Annotated in this window: 22 protein-coding genes and 4 pseudogenes; 20 read left to right on the forward strand and 6 right to left on the reverse strand. The window is 37.9% G+C overall.

The window, feature by feature from the left end; genetic code table 11:
- Nucleotides 1–122: 122 nt before the first annotated feature.
- The gene (locus ACFOY7_RS12295; protein ID WP_390252381.1) at nucleotides 123–956 is read left to right on the forward strand and encodes an SPL family radical SAM protein; all 834 of its coding nucleotides are present in this window, start codon (nucleotides 123–125) and stop codon (nucleotides 954–956) included.
- Between the two features lie 352 nt (nucleotides 957–1,308).
- On the opposite strand, the pseudogene ACFOY7_RS12300 reads toward ACFOY7_RS12295, so the two are convergent.
- Nucleotides 1,309–2,034, reverse strand: a pseudogene (locus ACFOY7_RS12300) (MerR family transcriptional regulator).
- 93 nt (nucleotides 2,035–2,127) lie between these two features.
- Here ACFOY7_RS12300 and ACFOY7_RS12305 point away from each other — a divergent pair.
- Nucleotides 2,128–2,832 (forward strand): CPBP family intramembrane glutamic endopeptidase, encoded by a 705-nt coding sequence (locus tag ACFOY7_RS12305; protein ID WP_390254081.1) that lies wholly within the window; start codon nucleotides 2,128–2,130, stop codon nucleotides 2,830–2,832.
- 206 nt (nucleotides 2,833–3,038) lie between these two features.
- On the opposite strand, the pseudogene ACFOY7_RS12310 reads toward ACFOY7_RS12305, so the two are convergent.
- A pseudogene (locus tag ACFOY7_RS12310) lies at nucleotides 3,039–3,399 on the reverse strand (GyrI-like domain-containing protein).
- Nucleotides 3,400–3,532: 133 nt separating this feature from the next.
- On the opposite strand from ACFOY7_RS12310, the gene ACFOY7_RS12315 reads away from it, so the two are divergent.
- The 14 genes and pseudogenes from ACFOY7_RS12315 (at nucleotide 3,533) to ACFOY7_RS12380 (ending at nucleotide 16,340) form a co-directional block, all read left to right on the forward strand.
- Nucleotides 3,533–5,080: a PTS sugar transporter gene (locus tag ACFOY7_RS12315; RefSeq protein ID WP_390252382.1), complete on the forward strand. Its 1,548-nt coding sequence runs from the start codon at nucleotides 3,533–3,535 to the stop codon at nucleotides 5,078–5,080.
- A 241-nt stretch (nucleotides 5,081–5,321) separates the two neighbouring features.
- Nucleotides 5,322–5,723 (forward strand): hypothetical protein, encoded by a 402-nt coding sequence (locus tag ACFOY7_RS12320; RefSeq protein WP_390252383.1) that lies wholly within the window; start codon nucleotides 5,322–5,324, stop codon nucleotides 5,721–5,723.
- A 17-nt stretch (nucleotides 5,724–5,740) separates the two neighbouring features.
- On the forward strand, nucleotides 5,741–5,953 hold the full coding sequence (locus tag ACFOY7_RS12325) for a hypothetical protein (RefSeq protein ID WP_390252384.1): 213 nt from the start codon (nucleotides 5,741–5,743) through the stop codon (nucleotides 5,951–5,953).
- Between the two features lie 20 nt (nucleotides 5,954–5,973).
- Nucleotides 5,974–6,384 (forward strand): annotated as a pseudogene (locus ACFOY7_RS12330) (GNAT family N-acetyltransferase); the annotation flags it as partial.
- Nucleotides 6,385–6,545: 161 nt separating this feature from the next.
- Nucleotides 6,546–7,166, forward strand: a complete 621-nt coding sequence (locus tag ACFOY7_RS12335; RefSeq protein WP_390252386.1) for a lysozyme inhibitor LprI family protein — start codon at nucleotides 6,546–6,548, stop codon at nucleotides 7,164–7,166.
- 722 nt (nucleotides 7,167–7,888) lie between these two features.
- Nucleotides 7,889–8,224, forward strand: a pseudogene (locus tag ACFOY7_RS18430) (hypothetical protein); the annotation flags it as partial.
- A 17-nt stretch (nucleotides 8,225–8,241) separates the two neighbouring features.
- Complete coding sequence (locus tag ACFOY7_RS12345) at nucleotides 8,242–8,835, forward strand: GrpB family protein (RefSeq protein ID WP_390252388.1); 594 nt, start codon at nucleotides 8,242–8,244, stop codon at nucleotides 8,833–8,835.
- A gap of 14 nt (nucleotides 8,836–8,849) precedes the next feature.
- Nucleotides 8,850–9,407, forward strand: a complete 558-nt coding sequence (locus tag ACFOY7_RS12350) for a GNAT family N-acetyltransferase (RefSeq protein WP_390252389.1) — start codon at nucleotides 8,850–8,852, stop codon at nucleotides 9,405–9,407.
- A 312-nt stretch (nucleotides 9,408–9,719) separates the two neighbouring features.
- Nucleotides 9,720–11,438, forward strand: coding sequence for a gamma-glutamyltransferase (gene ggt / locus ACFOY7_RS12355; protein ID WP_390252390.1), 1,719 nt, complete (start codon nucleotides 9,720–9,722; stop codon nucleotides 11,436–11,438).
- A gap of 274 nt (nucleotides 11,439–11,712) precedes the next feature.
- Nucleotides 11,713–12,264, forward strand: coding sequence for an ATP-binding protein (locus ACFOY7_RS12360; protein ID WP_390252391.1), 552 nt, complete (start codon nucleotides 11,713–11,715; stop codon nucleotides 12,262–12,264).
- 924 nt (nucleotides 12,265–13,188) lie between these two features.
- Nucleotides 13,189–13,494 (forward strand): TIGR04104 family putative zinc finger protein, encoded by a 306-nt coding sequence (locus ACFOY7_RS12365; RefSeq protein WP_390252393.1) that lies wholly within the window; start codon nucleotides 13,189–13,191, stop codon nucleotides 13,492–13,494.
- Nucleotides 13,495–13,589: 95 nt separating this feature from the next.
- On the forward strand, nucleotides 13,590–14,378 hold the full coding sequence (locus tag ACFOY7_RS12370; protein ID WP_390252394.1) for a CPBP family intramembrane glutamic endopeptidase: 789 nt from the start codon (nucleotides 13,590–13,592) through the stop codon (nucleotides 14,376–14,378).
- Between the two features lie 105 nt (nucleotides 14,379–14,483).
- Nucleotides 14,484–15,593, forward strand: coding sequence for a PQQ-dependent sugar dehydrogenase (locus ACFOY7_RS12375; protein WP_390252395.1), 1,110 nt, complete (start codon nucleotides 14,484–14,486; stop codon nucleotides 15,591–15,593).
- 246 nt (nucleotides 15,594–15,839) lie between these two features.
- Complete coding sequence (locus ACFOY7_RS12380; protein WP_390252396.1) at nucleotides 15,840–16,340, forward strand: hypothetical protein; 501 nt, start codon at nucleotides 15,840–15,842, stop codon at nucleotides 16,338–16,340.
- A gap of 243 nt (nucleotides 16,341–16,583) precedes the next feature.
- Here ACFOY7_RS12380 and ACFOY7_RS12385 read toward each other — a convergent pair whose 3' ends face one another.
- Complete coding sequence (locus tag ACFOY7_RS12385; RefSeq protein WP_390252397.1) at nucleotides 16,584–17,105, reverse strand: GNAT family N-acetyltransferase; 522 nt, start codon at nucleotides 17,103–17,105, stop codon at nucleotides 16,584–16,586.
- Between the two features lie 216 nt (nucleotides 17,106–17,321).
- Nucleotides 17,322–18,536 carry a CynX/NimT family MFS transporter gene (locus ACFOY7_RS12390; RefSeq protein ID WP_390252398.1) on the reverse strand — a complete coding sequence of 405 codons (1,215 nt, stop codon included), beginning with the start codon at nucleotides 18,534–18,536 and terminating at the stop codon, nucleotides 17,322–17,324.
- A gap of 321 nt (nucleotides 18,537–18,857) precedes the next feature.
- On the opposite strand from ACFOY7_RS12390, the gene ACFOY7_RS12395 reads away from it, so the two are divergent.
- The 3 genes from ACFOY7_RS12395 (at nucleotide 18,858) to ACFOY7_RS12405 (ending at nucleotide 21,018) form a co-directional block, all read left to right on the forward strand.
- Nucleotides 18,858–19,340 carry a DinB family protein gene (locus tag ACFOY7_RS12395; protein ID WP_390252399.1) on the forward strand — a complete coding sequence of 161 codons (483 nt, stop codon included), beginning with the start codon at nucleotides 18,858–18,860 and terminating at the stop codon, nucleotides 19,338–19,340.
- A 76-nt stretch (nucleotides 19,341–19,416) separates the two neighbouring features.
- Nucleotides 19,417–19,599: a hypothetical protein gene (locus ACFOY7_RS12400; RefSeq protein WP_390252400.1), complete on the forward strand. Its 183-nt coding sequence runs from the start codon at nucleotides 19,417–19,419 to the stop codon at nucleotides 19,597–19,599.
- A 132-nt stretch (nucleotides 19,600–19,731) separates the two neighbouring features.
- Nucleotides 19,732–21,018 carry a serine hydrolase gene (locus tag ACFOY7_RS12405; RefSeq protein ID WP_390252401.1) on the forward strand — a complete coding sequence of 429 codons (1,287 nt, stop codon included), beginning with the start codon at nucleotides 19,732–19,734 and terminating at the stop codon, nucleotides 21,016–21,018.
- Here the strand turns inward: ACFOY7_RS12405 and ACFOY7_RS12410 are convergent.
- A complete protein-coding gene (locus tag ACFOY7_RS12410) occupies nucleotides 21,015–21,302 on the reverse strand; it encodes a transposase (RefSeq protein ID WP_390252402.1) in 288 nt (95 codons plus the stop codon). The two genes, ACFOY7_RS12405 and ACFOY7_RS12410, sit on opposite strands and share 4 nt — an antisense overlap.
- A gap of 144 nt (nucleotides 21,303–21,446) precedes the next feature.
- Between ACFOY7_RS12410 and ACFOY7_RS12415 the strand changes: the two genes are divergently transcribed.
- Nucleotides 21,447–22,262: an aminoglycoside adenylyltransferase domain-containing protein gene (locus ACFOY7_RS12415; protein WP_390252403.1), complete on the forward strand. Its 816-nt coding sequence runs from the start codon at nucleotides 21,447–21,449 to the stop codon at nucleotides 22,260–22,262.
- A 492-nt stretch (nucleotides 22,263–22,754) separates the two neighbouring features.
- Here ACFOY7_RS12415 and ACFOY7_RS12420 read toward each other — a convergent pair whose 3' ends face one another.
- Nucleotides 22,755–24,134: an aminotransferase-like domain-containing protein gene (locus ACFOY7_RS12420; protein WP_390252404.1), complete on the reverse strand. Its 1,380-nt coding sequence runs from the start codon at nucleotides 24,132–24,134 to the stop codon at nucleotides 22,755–22,757.
- Between the last annotated feature and the right edge of the window lie 27 nt (nucleotides 24,135–24,161).

Genomic DNA, 24,161 nt, shown 5'->3' on the forward strand with positions numbered 1-24,161 from the left:
CCGCTGGGGGGAACCGCTTATCCTTAACCCGCAGTGCCCGCTGCGGGTTATTCGTATATGTTTTTCATAATTTAATCGAGCAAAGTCCTATCGCTAACTTGTTACAGGAAAAGAGGGCTAGAATGAACACTCAATATAACGAAACAACTGCAAAAAAGATATTAACAGAAGCAAAAGGGTATCTGGATGTAGGGTTTACTCATTCATTAAATCCTTACAGTGGTTGTGGTTTTTCCTGCCTTTACTGCTATGTCAGAGAAATGCCTATCCAGAAATTCAAGGATCAGCCATGGGGAGAATGGGTCGATATGAAAACAAATGCAGCAGCTAATTACAAAAATGAAATCCAGAAGCTCCGTAAGAAATCAAAGCCTGTCCATATTTTTATGTCGTCTGCAACAGATCCATACCAGCCAATTGAACGGGAAGCAAACATTACCAGGGGACTATTGGAAGCAATGATAGAATTTCCACCTGATTTTCTCCAAATTCAAACAAGGGGTCCGCTGATTAAAAGGGATATTGATTTGCTTGTGGAGTTGAAAGAGAGATGCAAATTGCTTGTTTCCATGACAGTTGAAACAGACAGAGAAGATATTAAGAGGATTTTTGCTCCATATGCACCTGGAATTAAATTACGTTTACGCGTTTTACAGGAACTTCATGATGCAGGAATTTCAACACAGGCGTCCATTTCTCCAGTATTGCCATTTACGCCCGAATTCCCAAAGGTGCTGGAAGGAAAGGTTGATCATATTTGGATTGATACATTGAGCATAGGGGATGGTTCGATGGGAAAACGCTCCGAGAGATTAGGAATGCCCCAGTTGTTCAGAGAAAATGGGTTAGAAAAATGGTATCAGAAAAATTTACATGTAAAGGTGGAAAAGTATTTTAAAAAATATTTCCCTGATGAAATGGTAAGGGTTTCGAAGGATGAAGCGTTTCTGAAATAAGCTGTTATGAGGAACTTTTTTAAGGATAACCACATTTATTAAACCTTCACAATTATGATAGGGTTAGTGTAAAGAATAAGTGGAAAGGAATGATTTCAATGGCCATTCCAGACAAAAAAGAAAAGTATTCGTATGCGGATTATCTAAAATAGTAAGGGAAAAGGTGATCATTACAGTTGATCACCTTTTTGTTATGAGAATGAAACAAGGTTCATGGAATATTATGTTATATACCTAGTTTATTATAAAAGAGTCTTCACTACCAAGCGAAGGATGGGCACATTACTTAAGGTGAAAAAAACTAAGTCTGTAAATCTATTGCTGCATTACTGACAGGTTTTAAAAGAGGCACTTAAGCGGTGGCATAAGCAATACAACGCTCGGCAAACTCCAAAACCTCTTCTGAAATCGGGTATAAACCTGTTTGCTCGGCAGGGAGTTTTCTGACTTCCCAGAACTTCTCGATCAACTCTTCATCACCTTGAAAAGTGTCATTGGTTAATTCTATTAACTTTGTAGCAATTTGATTGCCATGATCTGATTCTGCCTCAATGTTATTTTCTATACACCATTCTATTTGTCTAATCAATGAGATGTATTGCTGTGTTGTGTCATTATTGTCACTGAGGTTGGGAATGCTTTCTTGTAAAATGCCCATTTCACTATCCTGAAAATAATCCATCCATTTTTTTGAGCTTGTTTCTGAATATTGAACAAGCTCGGAAACGCGTTCCCAAGATAAAGAACCTTCCAAATCAATCATATTAATTAATGAACTCGTGTTAGAAATACTTGTTTAAAGGTTCGAAATTTGTTCTTGCAGGTAATTGTAGTGTGAAATGAGAATTTGTTTATAGGTTAATTTTTCCAAAACATCGCGAATATTCTCTAGTGGAAGTGAGAGTGATTTCAGGATGATAATTTTCTCTAATGTAAATAAATCATCTTCTGAATAATAGCGCTTTCCATTAGCATCCTTAAAACTTGGTGTAAGAAGATCTATCTGATCATAATAACGAAGTGTACGAATAGATATGTTTCGCTGTTTAGAAACTTCGCCAGTAGTCCATCGTTTCATTTTTTTATTCCCTCCGTGAAAAAAGTACTTGCAGGTGACGTTACGTTATCCAATATGCTTGTATTATATCATAGGAAGGAAGAGGAAAAACGAATGGAAATCAATCGGATGAACTGGAAAGACAAAGATCATTGGGGTTCTAAAGAATTTATATTATTAATCTTACTTGAATTCGTATTTGTTATTGGTTTTATTAAATGTATTGTTCAGCCAATTTATTCCGACTGGTTTGACAATGATCTGTATGCTGGAACATTAATGGGCTTAACTATCGCGATTACTCTAATATTAGGTGTGTATTTCATTGCCATCCGACCAAAAAAACTTTCGTGGAGTGAAGTAGGAATAAGATCATTCCAGATGAAGGATTGGAAAATGATTGTGCTGTATTCTCTTGCAATAATGGTTGGTGGTGTGATCATTATCGTACTTACCAGTTTTATAGGAAACACGTGGGAGAACAGCAAAACAGAGGCAGTTCAGCAGAATGTAAATTTGTTTACAGTGCTAATTGCTTTTCTCTCTGCAGCAGTTATCTCACCAATATACGAAGAAATTTTTTATCGTGGTTTTCTGTATCGCTGGTTTCGTACACGTATAGGATTGTACGGCGCTATTTTACTAAGCTCAGCTGTCTTTACTATTGTTCATATTCCAACATACAATATTATGCCAGTAAATTTCTTTAGTGGAATTATATTTGCTTTAGCGTATGAGCGAACCAACTCGATCTTGCCATCGATTATTATTCACGGTTTAACAAATGGACTGATGGTTATTTTGACAGTTATGGGGTAATGATAGGCGAATGATAAAAAGGGGAACAAGATCATCAGAATGGTCTTGTTTTTTTATGGTGAAATAAAACTAAACTGAGCAGGATAGTGTAACAGGAAAAAGGGAAATAAATATATATTGAAAAGGGGTTCTGATTTGAAATTACAATAGATAGCAAACCATATGACACCCGCATGGAAGGGCGTCACATGGAAACAAGCGTCATATTATTTCTTTCGGACAGGGAGCCAAACTTCACTATAAGCGTAATCCTTTTTCTGTTTATCCATCTTTGTAAAAGAAAATGAAGGCGCATTGAGTACTTCATAATCAGAAGAGGGAAGCCATTCTGAATAAGTTTTTGCCATTGTTTTTTGTAAGGTTGCTGGAAAATGGCCCTTCATTTGGAGATATCGCCCAAGTGCATGCAGGGACTGGTACTTTAGCTAAACGGTCACTTACATGATTCTCTGTGGTTAATACACCAATTAAGTGGGTCAAATCTCCTGCTTCTTTTTGAAAATCAGCGTCCGCATCATAAGAAGCATTGACAATTTCATATGGCTCGATATTGTTTAGTGAATGCATTTCTTCCTTCTTCAAGAAAAAGCAATACGAAATAATCAGAATATACCAAAAAACACTTTACCACACTAGCGTAATAAACTGTTTTATTCTATAATGGAGAAATATATATAATTCTATCTTAGGGGAATCTGACATGAAGAAAATCGCAGTTATAGGAAGCAGTGGGGGCAATCTATTTAACTTAGGAGGAAAAGATCCTGCCAAACTTTTAAAGGAAATAGAAACACAGGCAGCTAGTGTGGGCATACATATTGAAAGCGTCCAATTTATCGGGGCAGAGGAATCGATGGATAATGCGAAAGATACGACGAAAGCATCATTGTGGCGTATGGATGCTGGGTCTTTTGTTGATGGGGTAAAAGCTAGTTTAATAGAAATTAATCAGGAAGCACATCAAGTAGATAAGGAAATTGCGGAAAAAATTGACCAAGGACAGATTGATGGGTTAATTGTCATGAGCGGGGATCCGAAACATACCAATCGAAAAGCGATCGAAGCTGCTGCCAGAAAAAAAGTACCGATCGTCGGAACAGGCGGCACATCGATGGCCATGATTGCTTCAAAGGGAGCCAATGTTATCTCCACATCAGGTACTACCGGCACAACGAATCGTACGCGAGCAGTATCATTCATCACAGCATTAAGCAAAGAGTTTGGACTGAATTACCGCCCGATTCTCGGCAGTACTAATAGTGAGGTTACGAAAGGAAATGGACTGAAAAATATTAATATTCGCGGCATTATGATGTCTGCATTACCTGGTTTTATCGCGATAGCACTGATTTTGGCATTAAGCAAAATACCAGGCCTCGATGCTTTAAGCAGTGTCTTTGATGTGCTTATTGGTGCTCTGCCAGTGATCATTGCCGTTATTGCAGCGAAACAGATTTCAGAATTGGATGAGGTTTCTATTGTTGCTGGGGTCATTGCAGGAGTGCTTTCAGTAGATGGGGGCATTATCGGCGGCTTGGCTGGTGGTGTTTTAGCAGGCTTATTTGTCCGCAAATTATTTAGAAAATTTGTCGAGTGGCGTTTTCCAATGACCACCGTAAATATTGGAGCAGGCGGTTTTGCAGGTCTTGCAGCAGGTTTGCTAGTATTTTATTTAATTGCACCTGTTGCCTTATTTATCGGTGATGGAATAAAAGAATTAATTGAAGCAGCTGTTGCTTTTAATCCAATACTGGCGGGATTGATCGCTGGCGTGCTCATATGGCCGGCAATTATCGGCGGGGTTTATCATGCCGCTATTTTGCCAATTGTTTTATTGGAGATGGAGAGAACAGGAAACAGTTTTTTAGGTGCGATCGACATGGTAGGACTCGTGATGGTTGCTGCTGGAATTAACCTTGCGAATATCGTTCATCCGCGTGATAAAGGAGAGGCGGCAGTAGCACTGCCAGGTTTTGCGATTAATATGGGGTTTGGTACATTTGTTGAATCTGCCTATCCTTTTATGTTTTCGGACAAAAGAATTTTTGCAGGCGCATTGTTATCAGGCGGGGTAGGCGGTGCATTAGTCGGCATGTTCGATATACGAGGAACCGCTTATGTACCAACAGTTACGGCACCACTATTAGCAAACAACGCCATAGGTTTCGTTATCGCAATGGTCGTTCCTTGTTTGTTGGCATTTATCATTACTTTTATTGTCAATTCTATCAACAAAGTGAAGCAGTAGATTCCTGTCTGATTTTATGAAAAGGCGTAACAGGGAAAACTGTAAACTTTTCAGGATTGCACGAGATAGGAAAATTTTAAATGCTAGGTTTATGTGAAAGGAAGCGTACTGCAATAGGTGGTACGCTTTTCTTTTTCAACAAATCGAATGCGGGAGCAGATGGAAGGTTTAGAATAATCCCAAGCACCTGAAGCCAATGCATGTATAATAAACCTATACAATAGAGAAGGATGTTGTGAGAATGGCAAAAACAAATATACAGCAAGAAGCAGATTTTAATGAACATACTAGACCCCATCCATTACATATCTACTTTTTCCCTGCTTTATTCGGAATTGTCAGTATTGCAGCCCCAAATGAATCCCGGCCATATTCAATTGCAGCAGGCCTGATTATGGCAGTACTGCTTATTTTCGCTCTGTATGTCACATTCCGAAAAAGCCATAGCAAGAAACGGTATAATCAATACTTATCCATCACAATGGTATTCACATCAGTGCTTACCCTCATACCTGGTCTGAAAATATCAGTGGGAATATTCTGGACTGTCTTTTTACTGATTTCTTGGTGTGTGATGTATTTTGTTTCATTTTATGGGAAAGATTCTTTCCATCTAAGAAGTTTCCGGTGTGGATCATTATAGTATTCCTCTCGCTTTTCTTGTTTATCGTTTGGGTAACCAGTAATGGTGCAGCCGGTCGGGGTGGTACACTCTATGTATCCATGCTGGAGGATGAACACATGCTGGTATCTTTATTCGGTGTGGAAAAAGGCTGGAATCTGGTATCCTATTTATACAGCCTTTCCCTATCTTCGCTGTTCCTTATGTTCTCTAAAATCGTTTGGAAGATAAGAAATAAAGAGGGGCTATAGGGTTCAGTGAGTGGCGCTAGGGTGTTCCGGCTGATGATGTGGGGGCTTTGTTTGAAGATGCTGGGTGGGCAAGGAATACGCCATCTTGGCAGAAAGAGAAGTTTTCTCTCATATTCCAAAATTCAACTTGGGCATTTACTGTTTGGGATAATAACAAAATGGTTGGAATGGTCAGGGTTCTCTCAGATCAAATTATGGCTGCTAACATAATGGATTTAGCTGTTTTATCAGATTATCGTGGGAAAGGTATCGGAAGAAAGCTAGTGGAACTCTGTGTTCAAAGACTTCCTCACGGTGATTGGTTTGCACACACATCAGCTAATAATTTCAATTTCTACAAAAAATGCGGGTTTGAAGTAAAAGGCCTAGCCCAAAATGGGACTTGTACGTATTACGGGTATATCCAAGCACGCAAAGAGGGGCATAGATGAAAACTGGTCTGCCAGTTAAAGGAAAGGAACGTCATTGGCGCTCCTTTTCTTTTTGATTTTTTTTAAGAAATATTGGGATTTTATGTTAAAATGGGGAGGAAGCTATTCTACAGCAGATAAAACATTATAATCTGGATGAGGCAGAGAAAGGTAGTAGTCAAATGATAAATAATCCAAAATTTTTAATAGGGATGTTAACACTTTTCTTAGTTAGTTTGGTTGCATGTAACCCATCTGACGAGTCAAGTGCCATATTGGACAATCAATCAGAAAAAAATAACTCAGCCCAAAACACAAACGACGATGCTTCACTAGTTGATAATAAAGATGCATCAAGTAATGGCAAAACTGATAAAGAAAATGATGAAACAGACGAAAAAGCCGAAACGCCAAGCAATAACCCTGATAAAGAAAATTCCGCAAGTCTGAAGGAAGTGTATCTTCAGAAATTAAATGAAACAAAAACAGAAATGGATAAACTGCGAGACAATCCGGAAGACAGTTCAACCTATGCACTTAAAAATGTCGAAAGCGAGCGATTTGATGTTTGGGACGAGATGTTAAATGAAGTTTATGGAATTCTGGAAGAACAACTTCCTGCAAATATGATGGGACAACTCAGACAAGAACAACGCGATTGGATAGAGAACAGAGACAATACAGCAAAAGAGGCTTCGATAAAATATGCAGGCGGTACGATGGAACAATTAGAGTATGTGGCTGTAATGAACCATCTTACAGAAGAAAGAACGTTTGAATTAGTGAGAGAATATATGAAATAAAGTCTCATTACAAAACGAGCAACTGGGCAGGAATAGTTTTACTTCTTGTGCTAATACGACAGATTTGTCCAACCAGGAATGAAAATACAGGTAAGGAAGTGCAGATCATGAAAAAAGTTTCTATTATTTTTTTAGCATCGATTTTAATTATGTTAGGAGCATGCTCCGATACCACAGATGAGAGTAATGAGACAACCGATAATTCGTCAACAACGAATAAACAGGAAGACACTTCTGACTCATCAAGTGAAGACACCGAGAACAATGGAATCTCTCCTGAACCAAATGAGGAGCCAGACAGCAGTGCAGCCGAAATTGACATAGAAAAATACTTGAATGAAAATTATCGGATAGAAAATACACATTATGTTACAAAAAAATGGGAAAATGAAGAAACAGAAAGGGCGGACTACACAGTTAACATCCTTCCTGACACGAAAGAATTTGGCCATGAGATAAATGAGGTCTTCTCAGATGGCACACCTTATGAGGATGATAGAACCAAAATTATGTTTGATATGGCGGAGCAAATCATGAATGAGTTACCTGAAATTAATAATAAGGTTCATATTGACTCCGTTAATTGGGTATCCAATATCGATGATTTTTCTGTTATGTTAATTCAAGACTATGAAAATAGTAACCCAACTGCAGGAGATCAGGAAGACAATAACCCGTTATCCGAGTATTCCAGTCAACAAATCGAATATGCTAGAGTCTGGTTGCAACTTGGTCCGAATCAGGAGATTGATGAATTGAATGTCCGGCATATCGCAGCTGGTGAACCAATGAATCCCAATGATGATAAAAGTGCTGCATATCCGGAAGATGTTATCCAATTAGCAGGTTCCCGCTTGGTAGATGGATCAGTAACATACAGTGGTAACGGAGACGGTACAATTAATGTCTATAATGTTCCTTTACGTTGGGATGGTGATTACACGAAAGTAGATGAAAGCTTCTACACAGATATAATAGAAAATACAGAGCTAGTGTATGTTGATCCAGGTGATGAGGAAGAAATCATCGAATTGATCAAACTGCTAAAAGTTCATTAAAAAAGACGGTGCTGTTGTTGCTTTCAAAACAAGTACCAATCAAGCAATATAATTCCGTGATAAAAGAATTTATAAAAATGGGTGAAGAGATGGCTAAACCTATTGTAACTTTAAGTGAATATAATCCGGGCTGGATAAGGGATTTTAATGAGGAGAGAAAGCGAATTAAAGGTGTTATTGGTGAAAAAGCAGCTGGAATTGAACATATTGGAAGCACATCAATTAAGGGATTAAGAGCTAAGCCGATTATTGCCATTATTATTGGCGTAGAAGATGTAAATATGGTGACCGATCTTGTATCTCCTTTAAGTAAAATCGGTTTTGAGTATATTCCTAAACCGGAATGGCCAGAAAGAAGGTTTTTCAGAAAGGGATTATGGGGAAGAGGCACTTGTCATCTGCATATGGTTGAAATGAATGGCAGCGAATGGGTGGAGAAACTATTATTTCGTGATTACCTGAGAAATCATCCGAAAACAGCTGCAGCCTACGCTTTGCTTAAAAATGAACTTGCCGCTAAATATAAGGATGATCGACCAACATATACCCGTCACAAAGAACCTTTCATTATGGAGATAATTGAAAAAGCCAGATGCCTAAACAATCGATGAAAGAGGGAGAAATAATGAAAGTAGAAGATATATATGGCGATTTACCGAGATTAGAAACAGACAGACTTATTCTAAGAAAAATGACATTAGAAGATGCAGAAGATATTTATCTATATGGCTCTGATGAAGAAGTTTCTAAGTATGTAACCTGGAATACCCATCAATCATTATCAGACACAAAGGGATTTGTTGAATTTATAATCAATCAATATGAGAATAGTCAAATTGCCCCATGGGGAATGGAATATAAGGAAAATGGTAAGTTTATTGGTACGATTGACTTTGTCTCATGGGAACCGCAACACAAAACTGCTGAAATTGGATACGTCCTTTCTAAACAATATTGGGGGAAAGGCTTAACTACCGAAGCTGCAAGAGAAATAATTAGTTTTGGCTTTAAAGAAATGGACTTAGTCCGCATTCAAGCAAAATGTTTTGTTGAAAATACAGCTTCACAGCGAGTGATGGAAAAAGCGGGAATGTCATTTGAAGGGATTATCAGAAAGGGTATGTTCCTTAAAGGAAAACATAGAGATTTAAGGATGTACTCGATAATAAAAGAAGAGTTATAATCAAAAACTTATAGGATGAATGAGAAGCGATTGTTTCATAGAAACGGTCGCTTTTTGTACTAGCGGACGTTTTCCATGAGATTTTATAAATCAATCAAATGTCTCCCCAAGAGTTCAATGCAGTTATAAAAGGCATCATCCTCTCAACAATCGATAAGAGAAGGCCGAGAAGCTCTTTTCTTTGCCTGTCCTCTGCTATCTCTCCAGAAATCAGAAGTCCATCCAGTTAATTCTAGTATTACAAAGTAAAAAAAAGGGTATGTGTAAAAGAAGAAACGATAAATAAATGCAATAGTTAAAGGGAGAGGACCTATGAGTTTAGAAGAAGTTTTCAAAAACCAAAAGCCAGGAAAGACAGCATCCAACTGGGAAACAGCAGAAGGAAACATAGGAATGGTTTCCTGTGCAATAGAAGAAGCTGCAGAAGCGGGAGAACAAGTATTAAAAGATGGCGGGAATGCAATAGATGCAGTTATCGCAATGCAGCTTGCTTTAATACCGACAGAAGCGATGAATACAAGCATTGGAGCCGGAGGGTTCATTGTATATTATGATAATGAAAAGAAAGAAACGAAGGTAATTAATGGACATACGAAAGCGCCGGCAGCAGCGAGGCCTGATTTGTTTCATGATGAAAATGGAGAAATCATGCCATTTGACGAGCGTTCAACAAGCCCTCTTTCCGTAGGGGTACCTGGCATTATGAGGGCAATGGAACTTGCCCAGGAAAAGTACGGGACAATGCCATTGGAACGATTGATTGAACCAGCGATTCAGTTGGCAGAGGAGGATTTCGAGATCAACCGGTTATGGGACCGGACACTTGATATTTTTAAAGACCGGTTAGGAGACGAAGCCAAAAAGCTCTTTGTCCCAAACGGTGAGCGACTTAGAGAAGGAGATAAATTAAAGCAGAAGGATCTTGCGAAAGCTTTGAAAATCATTCGAGACGAAGGTTTTAAAGCAGTATATGAAGGTGAGATTGCGGATGCGATTGTTGCCACACTAGAGAAACAGGGTGGCATTTTAACAAAAGAAGATCTAAAAAACTATGAAGCTACGATTGATGAACCTTTCTGGGGCAGTTACAAAGAATATGATCTCGCGTTCCCTGGACCTCCAAATGGTGGCGGATTTGCGGTGGCCCAGCTGTTAAAACTGCTTGAGCCTATCGATATAACCAAATACGGGCTTCATTCCTGGCAGAAATATCATATCCTCGCAGAAATGCTGCGAATCGTAATTGCTGATCAGCAGACACACTTAGGTGATCCAAGTGTTGTGGATATCCCAATGGAAGGACTGTTTCATCCAGACTATCTGGAGGAGAGACGAAAGGTTTTTTCCTTTGATCACAGAAAAGAAGATATTAAAGGAGGAAACCCTTGGAAATATCAGCAAGGTAAACCAGATCGTGAAATGAAAAGAGATGATACAAAGAAAGGAATGGATACTACCCATTTCACAGCAGTAGACCGCTGGGGCAATATTGCTGCATGTACCTCTTCCATTGAACGAATTTTCGGATCAGGTATTATGGTAGAGGGTTATGGCTTTATGCTTAATAATGATTTAACAGACTTTAATCCGGAACCAGGCACAACCAATGAATTGAATGCAAACAAATTTGCAGTTAGTTCCAAAGCGCCTACCATTGTATTTCACAATGGCAAGCCATTTTTCACACTTGGCTCACCAGGAGCTTCTACGATTATCGGTTCAGTTGTGCAAGTGTTCCTGCATGTTCTGGAATTTAAGATGGATCTAAGGGAAGCCATTGCTGAAACAAGAATATTTAATAATCCGGATCTGTCCATGGAATGGGAGGACGGTATCAATGAGGTGGCAATGGAAAAATTAAAGCAGCTCGGTTATGAGCTTGACCGCAGCTTCCAAACCCAGACAGCAGATAACAGAATTGGAGACATTCAGGCGATCCTTATTGATCCGAACACCGGAAAACTATACGGAGCAGCAGATTCCCCGCGTCCCGGACAGGCAATAGGAGTGAAGAAGGAAAGAAATGAGTAAAAATAACTGGATGTTTCATTAGGGTGGTCTGTTTCACAATTTCTTGTTGTGAAACAGACCTTTCCTTTTTCTTCAAGAAAATTGGTCAGTCATTAACTATCTAAACAGGATGAGCAGGGGATTGGAGGTATTTTATGAAATCGAATGATAAAACTGGGATATTATGTTAAGATCATGTTAATGATCAGAGTTTTTAAAAATGTGGAAGATTCATTTATCCCTACTCAAGTGAGGGCTGAAAATAGACAGGTATTGATTAAAAAGGGGGAGGGACATGGGGAATAAAATACATATATTAGGAGCGTCGGGATCTGGAACATCAACACTTGGTTCTTCATTATCCAAAGTCTTACCACACACCTATTTTGATTCAGATGATTATTTCTGGACAACAAAATTTACCCAGCAAAGACCAGAACCTGAAAGGATAAGAAGACTGGAAAATGATCTGTCTCTACATGAAAACTGGATTTTATCAGGTGCTGTGTGTGGTTGGGGTGATAAGTTGAAACACTGGTTTGATCTTGTGATTTTTTTATGGATTCCGCCAGATATAAGGCTCGAAAGGTTAAAACAGAGAGAATTCCAAAGGTATGGAAAAGAAATATTAGCAGGTGGAAGCAAATATGAACAATCAAGAACGTTTCTGGAGTGGGCTAGTTTATATGATAGTGCCGGAATGGATGTGAGAAGTAAAGTTTTACACGACCATTGGATGGCAGAATTGACATGCCCAATATTAAAAATCGAGGGAGATTATTCTGTCCGGGAACGTATGAATATAGTACTAGAATACCTGAAGTCTGATGGAAGGTATGGGCAATAAGAGGAAAGTAATATTAAGAAGTTAGATTAATAAAAATGGTTGAGGAAAATGAGGTAAAGACTAAAAAAATGGGAGAATATAACCATAAAAAAATGAATGAGAGCTTAGCCGGATAAGTACTGTCCTAAAACAGAATATAGTCCTATCAATATTTTATCTAAAAAGGTAGTTAAAATCGTACCCTTTTTTCTTCGTTACATATGTGAAGAAGGGAATGCCGATTGAGATATACAGTATATTAGTCAAGTTAATTTTATTGATGTTTCCTGTTATTTAATAGAATTAAATAAAGAGTACTTTGAATTATTAGGAATACAAAAGAATTTAATATCAAATAAATTATAGTAGATGCTAAGGTGTTGAACTGTGTAAATGAGGAATAAATAAAACCACACAATACACCAAGAATGAGATAGAATACTATAGAAAATAGGAAATATGAAAATTTATTAGTAGTTCTAGATACAAAATAAATATCTATAAATATGGATAATGGCATAATGAGCAGTAAACATAAGGCTAAGTTAATCAAGAAGCTTACCGTAAATGTATACCAGATTGGGTAATAATATATATCTTCTAATCTTTGATCTGCTGGAATGTAGTTCAATATAACATGTACGGTAGTTGTAATAAGAGCTGAAATAATAGCAGATAACACTTTGGCAATAAATAATTTACTTCAATCCTTAATTTGCATAATATCCCCTTTCTTTCTACGGTATATAAGTTAAAATATCATTGTAGTGTTGTAAACGTCAAACAAACATACCATTTAATAAAAGAGCCATTCACTTATATGAAAAATTAGGATTTGTTAAAAAAGAAGCGCTCACAAGCAGCGTTTATTACAATGATTAAGGAAAAGTAATCATAGCTATTAAAAAATCTCCAGGAAAAAGTGTATTTAATGGAGGTGATCTTTTGCAAACATGCGAAAATTGCAATCAACCATTTAAATGGAGCAGCATCTATAAATCATTATGGATAAATTATAAACCGGTTACATGCAAGGCATGTGGTACGATACATAAGATAACGATTTCCAGCAGATTTATTTTTAGTTCATTGACAATTTTGCCATTGATCATTTTTAGTCAGTTGATGATTCATATTATCAGTAACATTTGGATTATCCTTCTTTTAGCACTTTGTGTTTCTTTCATCTGCTCACTATTCGGGCCATTTTTAGTTTCATATAGAAAGAGAAGTTGTGAAAGTATGCAATAGCCATGCCCTCATTTAAAGGAGGATGCAAGATAATATATTTTTGTAAAGTGGCATAGGTGTTTATCTTCTAGAAGAACTTCATACTTAACCATCGAATGTCTGAAATAAACAGTAAAGCAGGTGAATATTCATTGAAAAATGCATGGATTGTCTCTTTTATCCGAATTCCTTTGTTGTTTATTATGTTGGTAATGGTATTCCTTGTGGTAAAAACATTTGGAGTGGAAACAGATTTTCCCTTTCTGCCTGATTTATCGACTGTTTATTTTACTGTTGTCAATATCATTTGTTTCTTTCTGCTTCATCGGATAGTACAAAAAGAGGGACGCACCATTTTTGAGTTACTAGATTTTGATCCTAAACGTCTGGGAAAAGATATATTGCACGGTTTTTTATGGCTTTTTGTCTTGTATATTCCATTTGTTATTGCAGTTATGGGTACGATGTTTATTATGTATGGATCTGATTTTATCGATCATTTTGGAACAGTTTTTGCTGGAGATGTGGAAGATGGTGCTTTCTCACGACCGAGATCACTTATGTGGTTTGCGGCATGTATATCATTCATTTTTCCCTTTCTGAACGCCCCGATTGAAGAGTTAATGTATCGTGGATATGCTCAGCCATTGTTCATAAAGAAATATAAGAAAGTGTGGATAGGCATCCTAATCCCATCTGTCGGGTTTGCCATACAGCACATTATGTTAGCAGCAAGTTTACAGGGTGCAATTGTCTATACAGCGGCATTCTTCGTATGGGGGATAGGCAGCGGGATCATTTTTCATAAACAAAAAAGATTGTTTCCTCTAATTGTTTGTCATTTCATTGTTAACATAGCATTCAGCGTACTTCCCATTCTCTTTTTATTGTTAGGTGTTTACTAAAGTAAAAAGCAGATTAAGAGATAGGAAGAGTTAAAACAGCACAGCACTTTAACGTACGTGGAAGGATTATGGGTAATTATTTTGAAAAGGAGGGGGAAATCCATGATGTATAAAGCGATATATCTGTCGTTACTTTTACTATTTTTTCTAATTGCATGCTCTGAAGAGGAACAGGTACCAACTGTTGATGAACAGGCAAACCACTCCAGTGACCGAGACGAGGAAAAGCAATCAGATGATGTAGAAGGCCAAAGAATAGTCACAGAAAATTTGAATGTACCATGGGCAATCGAAAAAGCTGATGAGACATTTTATTTAACCGAAAGACCTGGAGCTATTGTGAAAATGGAAAATGGGCAGGCAGAAAGACAAACTGTGGAGCTTAAGAAAGAAATTGCAACTGCTGCTGAAGCAGGTCTGTTGGGTTTTGCCCTTGATCAACAGTTCGCTGAAACAAAACAAGCATATGCTTATTACACCTATGAAGAGGACGCAGACCAATATAACCGAATTGTAACACTTAAGTTGGATGGTGATACATGGACAGAAGAAGAACTGCTTTTGGACAGGATCCCGAGTGGTTCCTATCACCATGGAGGAAGATTGAAAATAGGCCCGGACAATAAATTATATGCCACAACTGGTGATGCGTCGGATCCTAATATTGCCCAGGAAATAGAATCACTAGGCGGAAAAATTTTAAGAATGAATTTGGATGGCTCGGTCCCTGGTGATAATCCATTTGAAGGTTCGTATGTCTACAGTTATGGACATCGTAATCCACAAGGCATAACATGGTCAGGAGATGGTACGTTATATGCAAGTGAACATGGTAATCGTGCAAATGATGAAATAAACCTGATAGAAGCTGGTCAGAACTATGGGTGGCCAGTGATTGAAGGTGATGAGAAAGAGGAAGGGTTGGTTTCGCCATTGTTTACCTCAGGTGCAGATACGACTTGGGCTCCATCAGGTATTGCATTTTATGATGGTAATTTATATGTAGCTGCATTGCGAGGGACAGCTTTATTGGAATTTGATCTGGAAACAGGAGACCAGCGTGAGATTATTTCAGAACTTGGCAGGATACGTGATGTATTAATAGATGAAGATAAGCTTTATGTGATCACAAATAATACCGACGGAAGAGGCAATCCGGAAGAGGCTGATGATATCCTTTATCAAATACCGCTCATAGAAATTAACCAAGAATGACTGCTGAGGAATATGAAGTGCTTGCATTAGCGGCTTTGTATTCTATAAAACGCACAATTATAGTGCAACAATGATGATGCGTGAACGATTATCTTTAACTAATAACGTAAAATGAATCCTCATTAAATGATGCTTGGCCAAAATCTTTTGAACATCTGATCAATCTGAAATGAACAGCGCTTAAACTTAGTAAAGGAGATTCACATGGATGTATAGCCTACATCCCATTATGCAGGGAGCGTTTTTATGAGAAAATTTGAATTTTTCGCACTTGCTTTGCTTTTATTATCCGTTTTTGGTTGTAACCAACAAGAAAGACAGGAAAGGATGGAAGTAGATATTATTGCCTCTGAAAAAAGTTTACCAGCATCGTTTGACGAAATCGCAACAAAACATGAATATGAACAAATACTGGTAGAAAGAGCAGAAAACAAGGAAGAATACCAAGAAATGTGGGAAATGTTTGAGCTTAAACAAGATGTGTTGGATGTGGATATGAAAGCTAAGGATGTTCTGTTCATCGGTTTTTATGAGTCAAGCAGTTGTCCAGAAGAAATTAAAGCGATAACGGCTGACACGGAACAACAGGAATTAGAAATTAACTTGAAAGATCCGGATAGTGATTGCACAGCTGATGCGAGTCCGAAGAATTTCGTTCTAGCGGTAGACAAAAGACATCTTAACGAAATATCAAATATCATTCTTGTAACAAGCGGGCAAAGGATTTCCTTTCCTGTAAATGAATGATAAAGACTGCCGAGGCAGGTGTACTTACTACGCTGCGGATTAGGAGGGGAATTGTACTCAAATATTTCTTTCAAATCATTAGGAAGGGAAACTAGAATGAGCACTATAAAGACAGCGGAATTCATCAATTATGAATTAGCTAGCCGCTTAAAGCGGCCATTTTTAATATGGCATGGGATGATGCGACACTGTCTTTCCGTCTTTCTTGCTTCCTTATTCCCACTTCCCGTTCTCTTAAATAAATCAGTCTAGCAGCAACTGATAAGCTTTGCGCTCCCCATGAGTATACCCAAAGTGAGTCATCCCTCTATAAATAAATCCTGCAGCATAGATAACTTTTTCCATAATGAAATTTTTAGGGTAGGTGTCAATTCTGATATCTTTATATTCCAAATTCCGAGCAAGGACAATTAAGTCATGGAGCAGGATTTTGGCTAAACCTTTACCACGAACAGTAACATCTACTGCGATACGATGAACGGCTATATAACGGTGAGATTCTCCTTGCCATTTTCCTTCTGTCATATTTTCATAGGCTTCTTCCGGTCCAGGAACTAATGTACCATATCCAACAATCTTGCCGTCATCTATCATTACATATGCATAACCATTTATCATGTCGTCTTTTATATTTTCACGATCAGGCCCATGCCCATCCTGCCATTGTGGTAAGCCTTGTTCTTTTAAGTAAGCAATCCCATCATTCAATATTTTCATAATCGCCTCAGTATCAGCCGACTGAGCTTTTCGTGTGTATGTCCTCATTTCTTTGTCCTCCACCATGATAAAATGTGTTCTCTAATCATGCCAAACTTTGGTTTATCTTGCAAGCGCCTCGTTATTCATAACGAATTTAATAGACGAAAAAATGCGATTGATGGATGGAGTGAAATGCTTGTGTCTAAGGGATGCAGCTTTATATGGCGTGAAATAAATTAGGGGATACAAAGAAATAAGGATGAGGAAATGATCCTCATCCTTTTATGTTTCTGATTCCACATTAACTTTTTCATCTTTGCCTGCAATCGTTCCAAGAAAGGCAATTAATAATGCTACGACCATTAAAATATCCAATGCAATGCTCCAGCTGAACCATTCGGCAATAGTCCCAAGCAAAAACGGTCCAAGAGCTGCGATTAAATAGCCTGCTGATTGTGCCATACCAGACAGCTGTGCTGATTCCTCTATCGTATTGGTACGAAGCACAAAGAACATCATAGCTAAACTGAAGGTTGTTCCAGCGCCAACCCCGGTTAAAATAAGGAATGCTACAATCACATTAGAAGATGTGAAAGAAATCCCTAATAGACCAAAGAAAAATAACAGGCCGGAAATACAGCCAATCAATCGCTGGCTTTTCATTTTTGCTGCAATAATTGGGGCAAGAAACGTTGTTGGTATTAAGCCTGCTTGATAAATCGCCATAAGCCACCCTGATTCGCCTTCACTATAACCTTTTGTCATTAAGATATCAGGCAGCCATGTAAACAAGCTATAGGGAATAAATGATTGCAAACCCATAAACAATGTTACAGCCCAAGCAATTTTTGATTTAAATATAGCGGTTGACGGCTTCCCTTTTACCTCAACGAACACCTTCTTGCGCGAATCCTTAATCGCAGGCAGTCTAAGTAACAGTACAAGAACAGCAAGAAAGGAAATGATGCTCCAAATCTGCATAGCATTGCGCCAATCCAGACCCGGAACAGAAGCGACAGGTACCGAAATTCCTGAAGCAAGGGCACCGAAAATGTTCATCGAAACAGAATAGAAACCAGTCATCAATCCAATCCGGAAGGGAAAACTTGCTTTAATTAACCCGGGCATCAGAACATTGCCGACAGCAATGGCAATCCCCATCAAAAATGTTCCAGACAGAAGAATCGTAAAATCTCCAACAGATCTAATGAATACCCCGATGGACAAAAGGAACATAGCGATTAAAAGAGTTATCTCCATTCCAAACTTACTTGAGATTTTCGGAACAAATGGAGAGAAAAGTCCAAAGGCTATTAATGGAAGTGTATTGATTAAACCGATCAAAGCATTGGATGCCTCTAACTCCTCACGAAAAAAGGGAATAAGAGGTCCTACAGAGGTGATCGGTGAACGTAAGGTTGCGGCAATGAGTATAATTGCTAAAATTAATAGAAAAGTATAATACTTTTGTTTCGTTTCTGATGTGATATCTATCATATTAGATTTCCTTTCCAATTCAGTGTTGCAAAGTCTAAATCATAACAAAAAAAAAGATAAATGGGAAGACAAATTTGATCCAATTAACTGCTTCAAAAGTTGATAGAACCTCTTTCATGCATCCTGAAAACATTGGAAACCTTTCCGCCATCAAGGAAATTTGTGTAATTTTTTTCAAACTTATCTTGGCATGTGCGATCACCATCATTGTCTTTGTTAGCCTTCTTTCCCAAAATATAATTTTACTATTTAAATAAACCTTCTTCTTACCTATAATAGAAAGAATATTCAGATATTAAATTAACTAAAGGTGGAGCAATCATGGAAAAGATCGATTATGAGTGGGTAAAACAAACAAGACAGATTCTATTAGAACAGTGCAGCGAATTGAATGAAAGTGAGTTATCAAGAGAGTTTGAATTTGGTTTTCAAAGTATACGGGATTCCTTGGTTCATGTTGCCGGGTGCTATCATGCCTGGCTCGGTTCATTCGTACTTTCAGAAACAACTTCTCCATTATTAACAAAGGAAGTCATTAATCAAATGCAGATAAACGATATCGGCCAATATTTTCAGCAAGCTGATAGATATGTAGAAAAAGTAGTAGAACAATCGCGGGAAAGATTTGATCAGATGATAGAAAAAGAGCCTTCATGGAAAAAAGGAAGTGGGACGTTAAGGAAAACGCCGCACCAATTACTAATCCATTCGGTTACACACGAATATCATCATAAGGGGCAAATTGCCGTAATGTTACGCCTGCTTGGTTATACACCTGAAAATACAGATATACTAGGGCTTTAAAAACTTGAAACCTTATTCTATTTTAAACCGTATTACTATACTATTACATAAGAAAATAGATAGGGGGATTTTGGCTATGGAAAGAAAGAAAATTGTCTTTCGCTTTATTGGAATCGTAGCATTTCTTGTCTTGTTTGCTGTTAGTATGTTTTTCTCAGATAAATATCCACAATTGATTTGGGCAGGGATTATTGGATTAGCCGGGTTTTCATGCATGATCTTTAAAACCGTAAAATTATCGACTAAACACTACAGTTAATCACTTGTGAAAATAAAGAGTGAAACATAATGCATTATTTTCGCTCCAACAACCAATTTCTTAAATAAGATCTCTGAGCAATAAATCATGTGGAACTATTGATTTTGAAATTTTATTGAAAGGATTTTGCTAATGTACCTTTACTTATGGATTGTTTTTGCAGGAATTATTTTAATATCAGCATTACCATTGATTTCTCGGAAAAATAGAACAAAGTGGAGAATTACACAATCCATTGTCGTGACAGTTGCTGTGCTTCTTTCAATTATAGCGGTGGAGGCTCTTCATATTCCTCCACTATGGACGGTTATTTTTGTTGTGATGGTAACATTCTTATCTGACAAATCTACATACACGAAAACAGGGTTAATCATTACTGGATCTGTTATAATCCTTATCGCTGCTGGAGCTTATTACTTATTTCATGACGACCCGGAATATGTCCAAAACTACATAGATAAGAATCCTGATTTAGCTTCAATGTATATGCGTGTTGATGGAGAAACGGTCATCAGACAGGAAAGTGATGTGAAACGTCCCCTGGCAAGTGTTGTAAAGACAATTATAGCCATCGACTATGCCAATCAAGTGGCTGAGGGCACCATCGACCCCGAAGATCACATCCCGCTTGAAGAGCTGGATAAATTTTATCTGGCTAACACGGATGGTGGTGCACACACTAACTGGCTTGAAGATATGAGAGCTAATGACAAAATAGTCAACAATCAGGTACCGCTCTATGAAGTTGCCAAGGGAATGATTCGCTATAGTTCTAATGCCAACACGGACTATCTTTTAGAAAAATTAGGCGCTGATTCAGTTAACGGTGTTATGGAAACACTAAAACTTGAGCACCATGATCCCGTCTATCCACTTGTATCCGCATTATTAGCATCAACCTATCTTAATGAACAGCATAATGGGAACTTGAGTGATCGTGAAATAGAAGAAATGCTGGAAAAAATGACAATGGACGAATACAGAGAACTGGTTTGGGAGATTCATGAACAGTTAACACATGGCGAGGCAGACTTTTTCAATGAGACGGTTTCAGTACCAATGAATTTGCAGAAAATCTGGTCAGATCGGCTGCCAAATGCAAGTGTAGAGGACTATGCAAAGGTGATGAGTAAAATCTCCAATAATACGGCAACAGTTCCTGGGGGTGAGGAAATCCTCCGCGATATAATGGAATGGCCAATGGAGCTGCATCCAACCAACAGAGAAAAGTATGCACACCTTGGAGCTAAAGGTGGATCAACAGGCTTTGTCTTAAATCAGGCCCTTTATGCAGAAGACCATGACGGGAAAAAGATCGAGCTGATTATTTTTACGGAAGGATTTTCTTTTATGGAACGATTGAAAATGAACCAGAATATGAACATGTTTATGAGTCAAGTGCTTGATGAACATTTTTAAACACTTTTTACAGACAGGTTAATCAATTGGTAAATAGCATATAATCCCAAATAAGCACCAGTAATCAGGAAAAAAGGGTTCAGAAAAAGACCATGAATATTTGTCATAAAAACCGTATTATCTCTAATAATCTGATAGATGCTGACAGAAGCAAGATTCCCAAATAGTAAAAGTGCTATAAGTGCAGCAACATTATATACGATCTGAATCCTGTCCCATTTTTTTCGAGCCAGAAACATAACAAATGGCAGTACTATACTGCCCGCAATAAGTAAATAACTCATCAAATCTCTCCATTTATCGTTAGTTATATGAAATTATAACCTTAATAGAGTCTAGGTAAACATATAACATATAAAATATGGAATATTATGTTATCATTTACATATAGTTCATCAATACAATGGTTTATTGTCAGGAGGCTTGACATGCATATACCGAGGATTGTTAATAGAGTTCTGAATGATTATATCGCCTTATTTAACCAGTATTTTCCTGAGACGATGGAAGGATTATATGTACACGGTTCCATTGCACTGGATGCCTATGTTGATCATTCCAGTGACATTGACTTTATCACAGTAACCAATCGTCCTTTAACCGAGAAAGATGCAGAGTATTTATCCTCCATCCATTCCATCATAGCAAATAACTATCCTAAACCTGAAATGGACGGTGTATATATTCAATGGAAAGATGTAGGGGAACTTTATAAGAATACTAGTGAAAATTACTTTTACTATAATAATGATAAACTGCTTTTTGGTGAGTACTTTAACTTTAATCCTGTCACATGGTGGATTATCCAGCATCATGGAATAAACATTATAGGAAAAGATCCGCGCGAATTTGTACTAGATATCCAACCAGAGCAGTTATCTAGTTACGTTTTGGACAACATGAACAGCTATTGGGCGAATTACATTCAAACTGCAGAAAATTCGATCGATCAATTGGTTATCCAGCCAACAGAGACTATCGACTTTCAAATCGAATGGACAGTACTCGGATTACTGCGCCAGTTTTACACACTGAAAGAGAACAGTATTGTTTCTAAATTAGATGCAGGAGAGTATGGGGGGGATCAACTTCCAGCCGGATGGCATCCTATTATTAAAGAAGCAATCAATATCCGTAAAGGGGAAAAGAAAGTAACTTTTCGTTCGGAAAGAGAGCGGATTGATCATGCATTAGGCTTTTCACAATATTTGATGAGAGAGTGTAATCGTGTAATTACGAAGTAGAATGTGTGTATTAGTTAATTATGAGCATCATAGCATCAAAACACCCCTGGGCTCTCTGAGTTATGCAGTCAAGAAAGCCTCATACCATCAAAACTCCGTTGAGCCCGAAGAGTTATGCAGTCAAGAAAGCCTTATACCATCAAAACCCCCCTGACCCCGAAAAGTTATGCAGTCAAGAAAGCCTTATATCATCAAAACTCCGTTGAGTCCGAAGAGTTATGCAGTCAAGAAAGCCTCATAGCATCAAAACTCCGTTGAGCCCGAAGAGTTATGCAGTCAAGAAAGCCTCATAGCATCGAAACTCCGGTGATCCCGAAGAGTTATGCAGTTAAGAAAGCCTCATACCATCAAAACACCCCTGATCCCGATGAGTTATGCAGTCAAGAAAGCCTCATAACATCAAAACTCCATTGAACCCGATAAGTTATGCAGTCAAGAAAGCCTCATACCATCAAAACGCCCCAGGTCCCGATAAGATATGCAGTTGAAAGTTTAAATCTCCATCCTTTCAACAAAACGAACCCCTTCATTTTTTAACTTGTCAATACATTTAGCGATAATCTCAATTCCTTTTGAGATTTGTTCCTCCTCAACCTGCGAAATACATAGCCGAATCAAATGGCCTTTTTTAAACTCTGGTAAAAACAGTCGATCCGCATCCCTAACAAAAACCTCCGATTCTTCTAGCATGGTTACTAATCGATGGGCCTGAACCGTTTTAGGCAAATAGATGGAGAGATAAAACCCTGTAGCTGGCATTGTGAACGGCACATTTGGTGATAAATATTGTTCACATGCCAATTTTGTTATCTCCATCCTCCTTCGATACAATTCTCTAATTCTCTCGACATGTCCATTATACATTCCGCTTTTTAAATAGATCTCCAATGCACCTTGTGAAATCGTTGAGCTGAATAGATCGTTGCTATATTTATATCGCAAAAATGTCTGGACCAATAATTCAGGTAATACAACTCCCCCGATTCTTAAGCCGGGAAGCGTAATTTTAGAAAAACTCTTTAAATAAATGACTTTTTCCAACGTATCAAACGCATACATCGGATCAGATTTGGAGTTTAAATCAAGGTCACTAAAAATATCATCTTCCACAATATAGACGTCATATTTCTGAGCCAATTCCACCATTTTCTTTTTTTCTTCATTAGAGAAACTGTGACCAAGTGGATTTTGCAATGTGGGAATGGTATAGAAAAATTTAATCCCATTATAACGGAACATGTATTCTAGCTGCTTTATATCGATTCCATCCATCGTCCGTTCAATGCCGAATGTTTTTACATTGTTCAGCTGTAAAGATTCTATTATACCAAAATAAGTCGGCTGTTCGATTAGTATATTCGATTTCCCATTAGGAAATGGCATCGATACAAGCAAATTTATCACTTGCTGTGACCCGGATGTTATACATATTCTATCAGGTGTCGTAAAAACTTGGCGCGCTTGTAAATGTTTCATCATTTCCAACCGTAATGAAGGGAGCCCTTGTGGATGGGAATAGGCAAAAAGTTCTCCTTTATATAAATTTATTGCCTGATTCAAGCAATGTTGGAAGTCTTCATATGGCATAGCTTCTGGATCAGGACCTGCTGAGAGAAAATCTATACGATCAATCTCTGAAATATCATTCAATGGATTTCCATCATGAACAACAAAATAACCACTTTTAGGGATCGAGTAAATTAAATGCTGTTTCTCTAGTTCCATATATGCTTTAATAATCGTATTTTTACTGCAATCATACTGTTCAGCCAACTTCCTGATCGATGGCAGTTTCGAGCTGGACTTCAGCACTCCATTAAGAATTTGCTGTTTTATTTCATTATATATCAGGCTGTATTTGGTTTGTGTCATACCAAACCTTCCTTTCCTGTACCCTTA

The sequence above is a fragment of the Gracilibacillus xinjiangensis genome (genome assembly GCF_042651765.1).
Taxonomy (GTDB): Bacteria; Bacillota; Bacilli; order Bacillales; family Amphibacillaceae; genus Gracilibacillus; species Gracilibacillus xinjiangensis.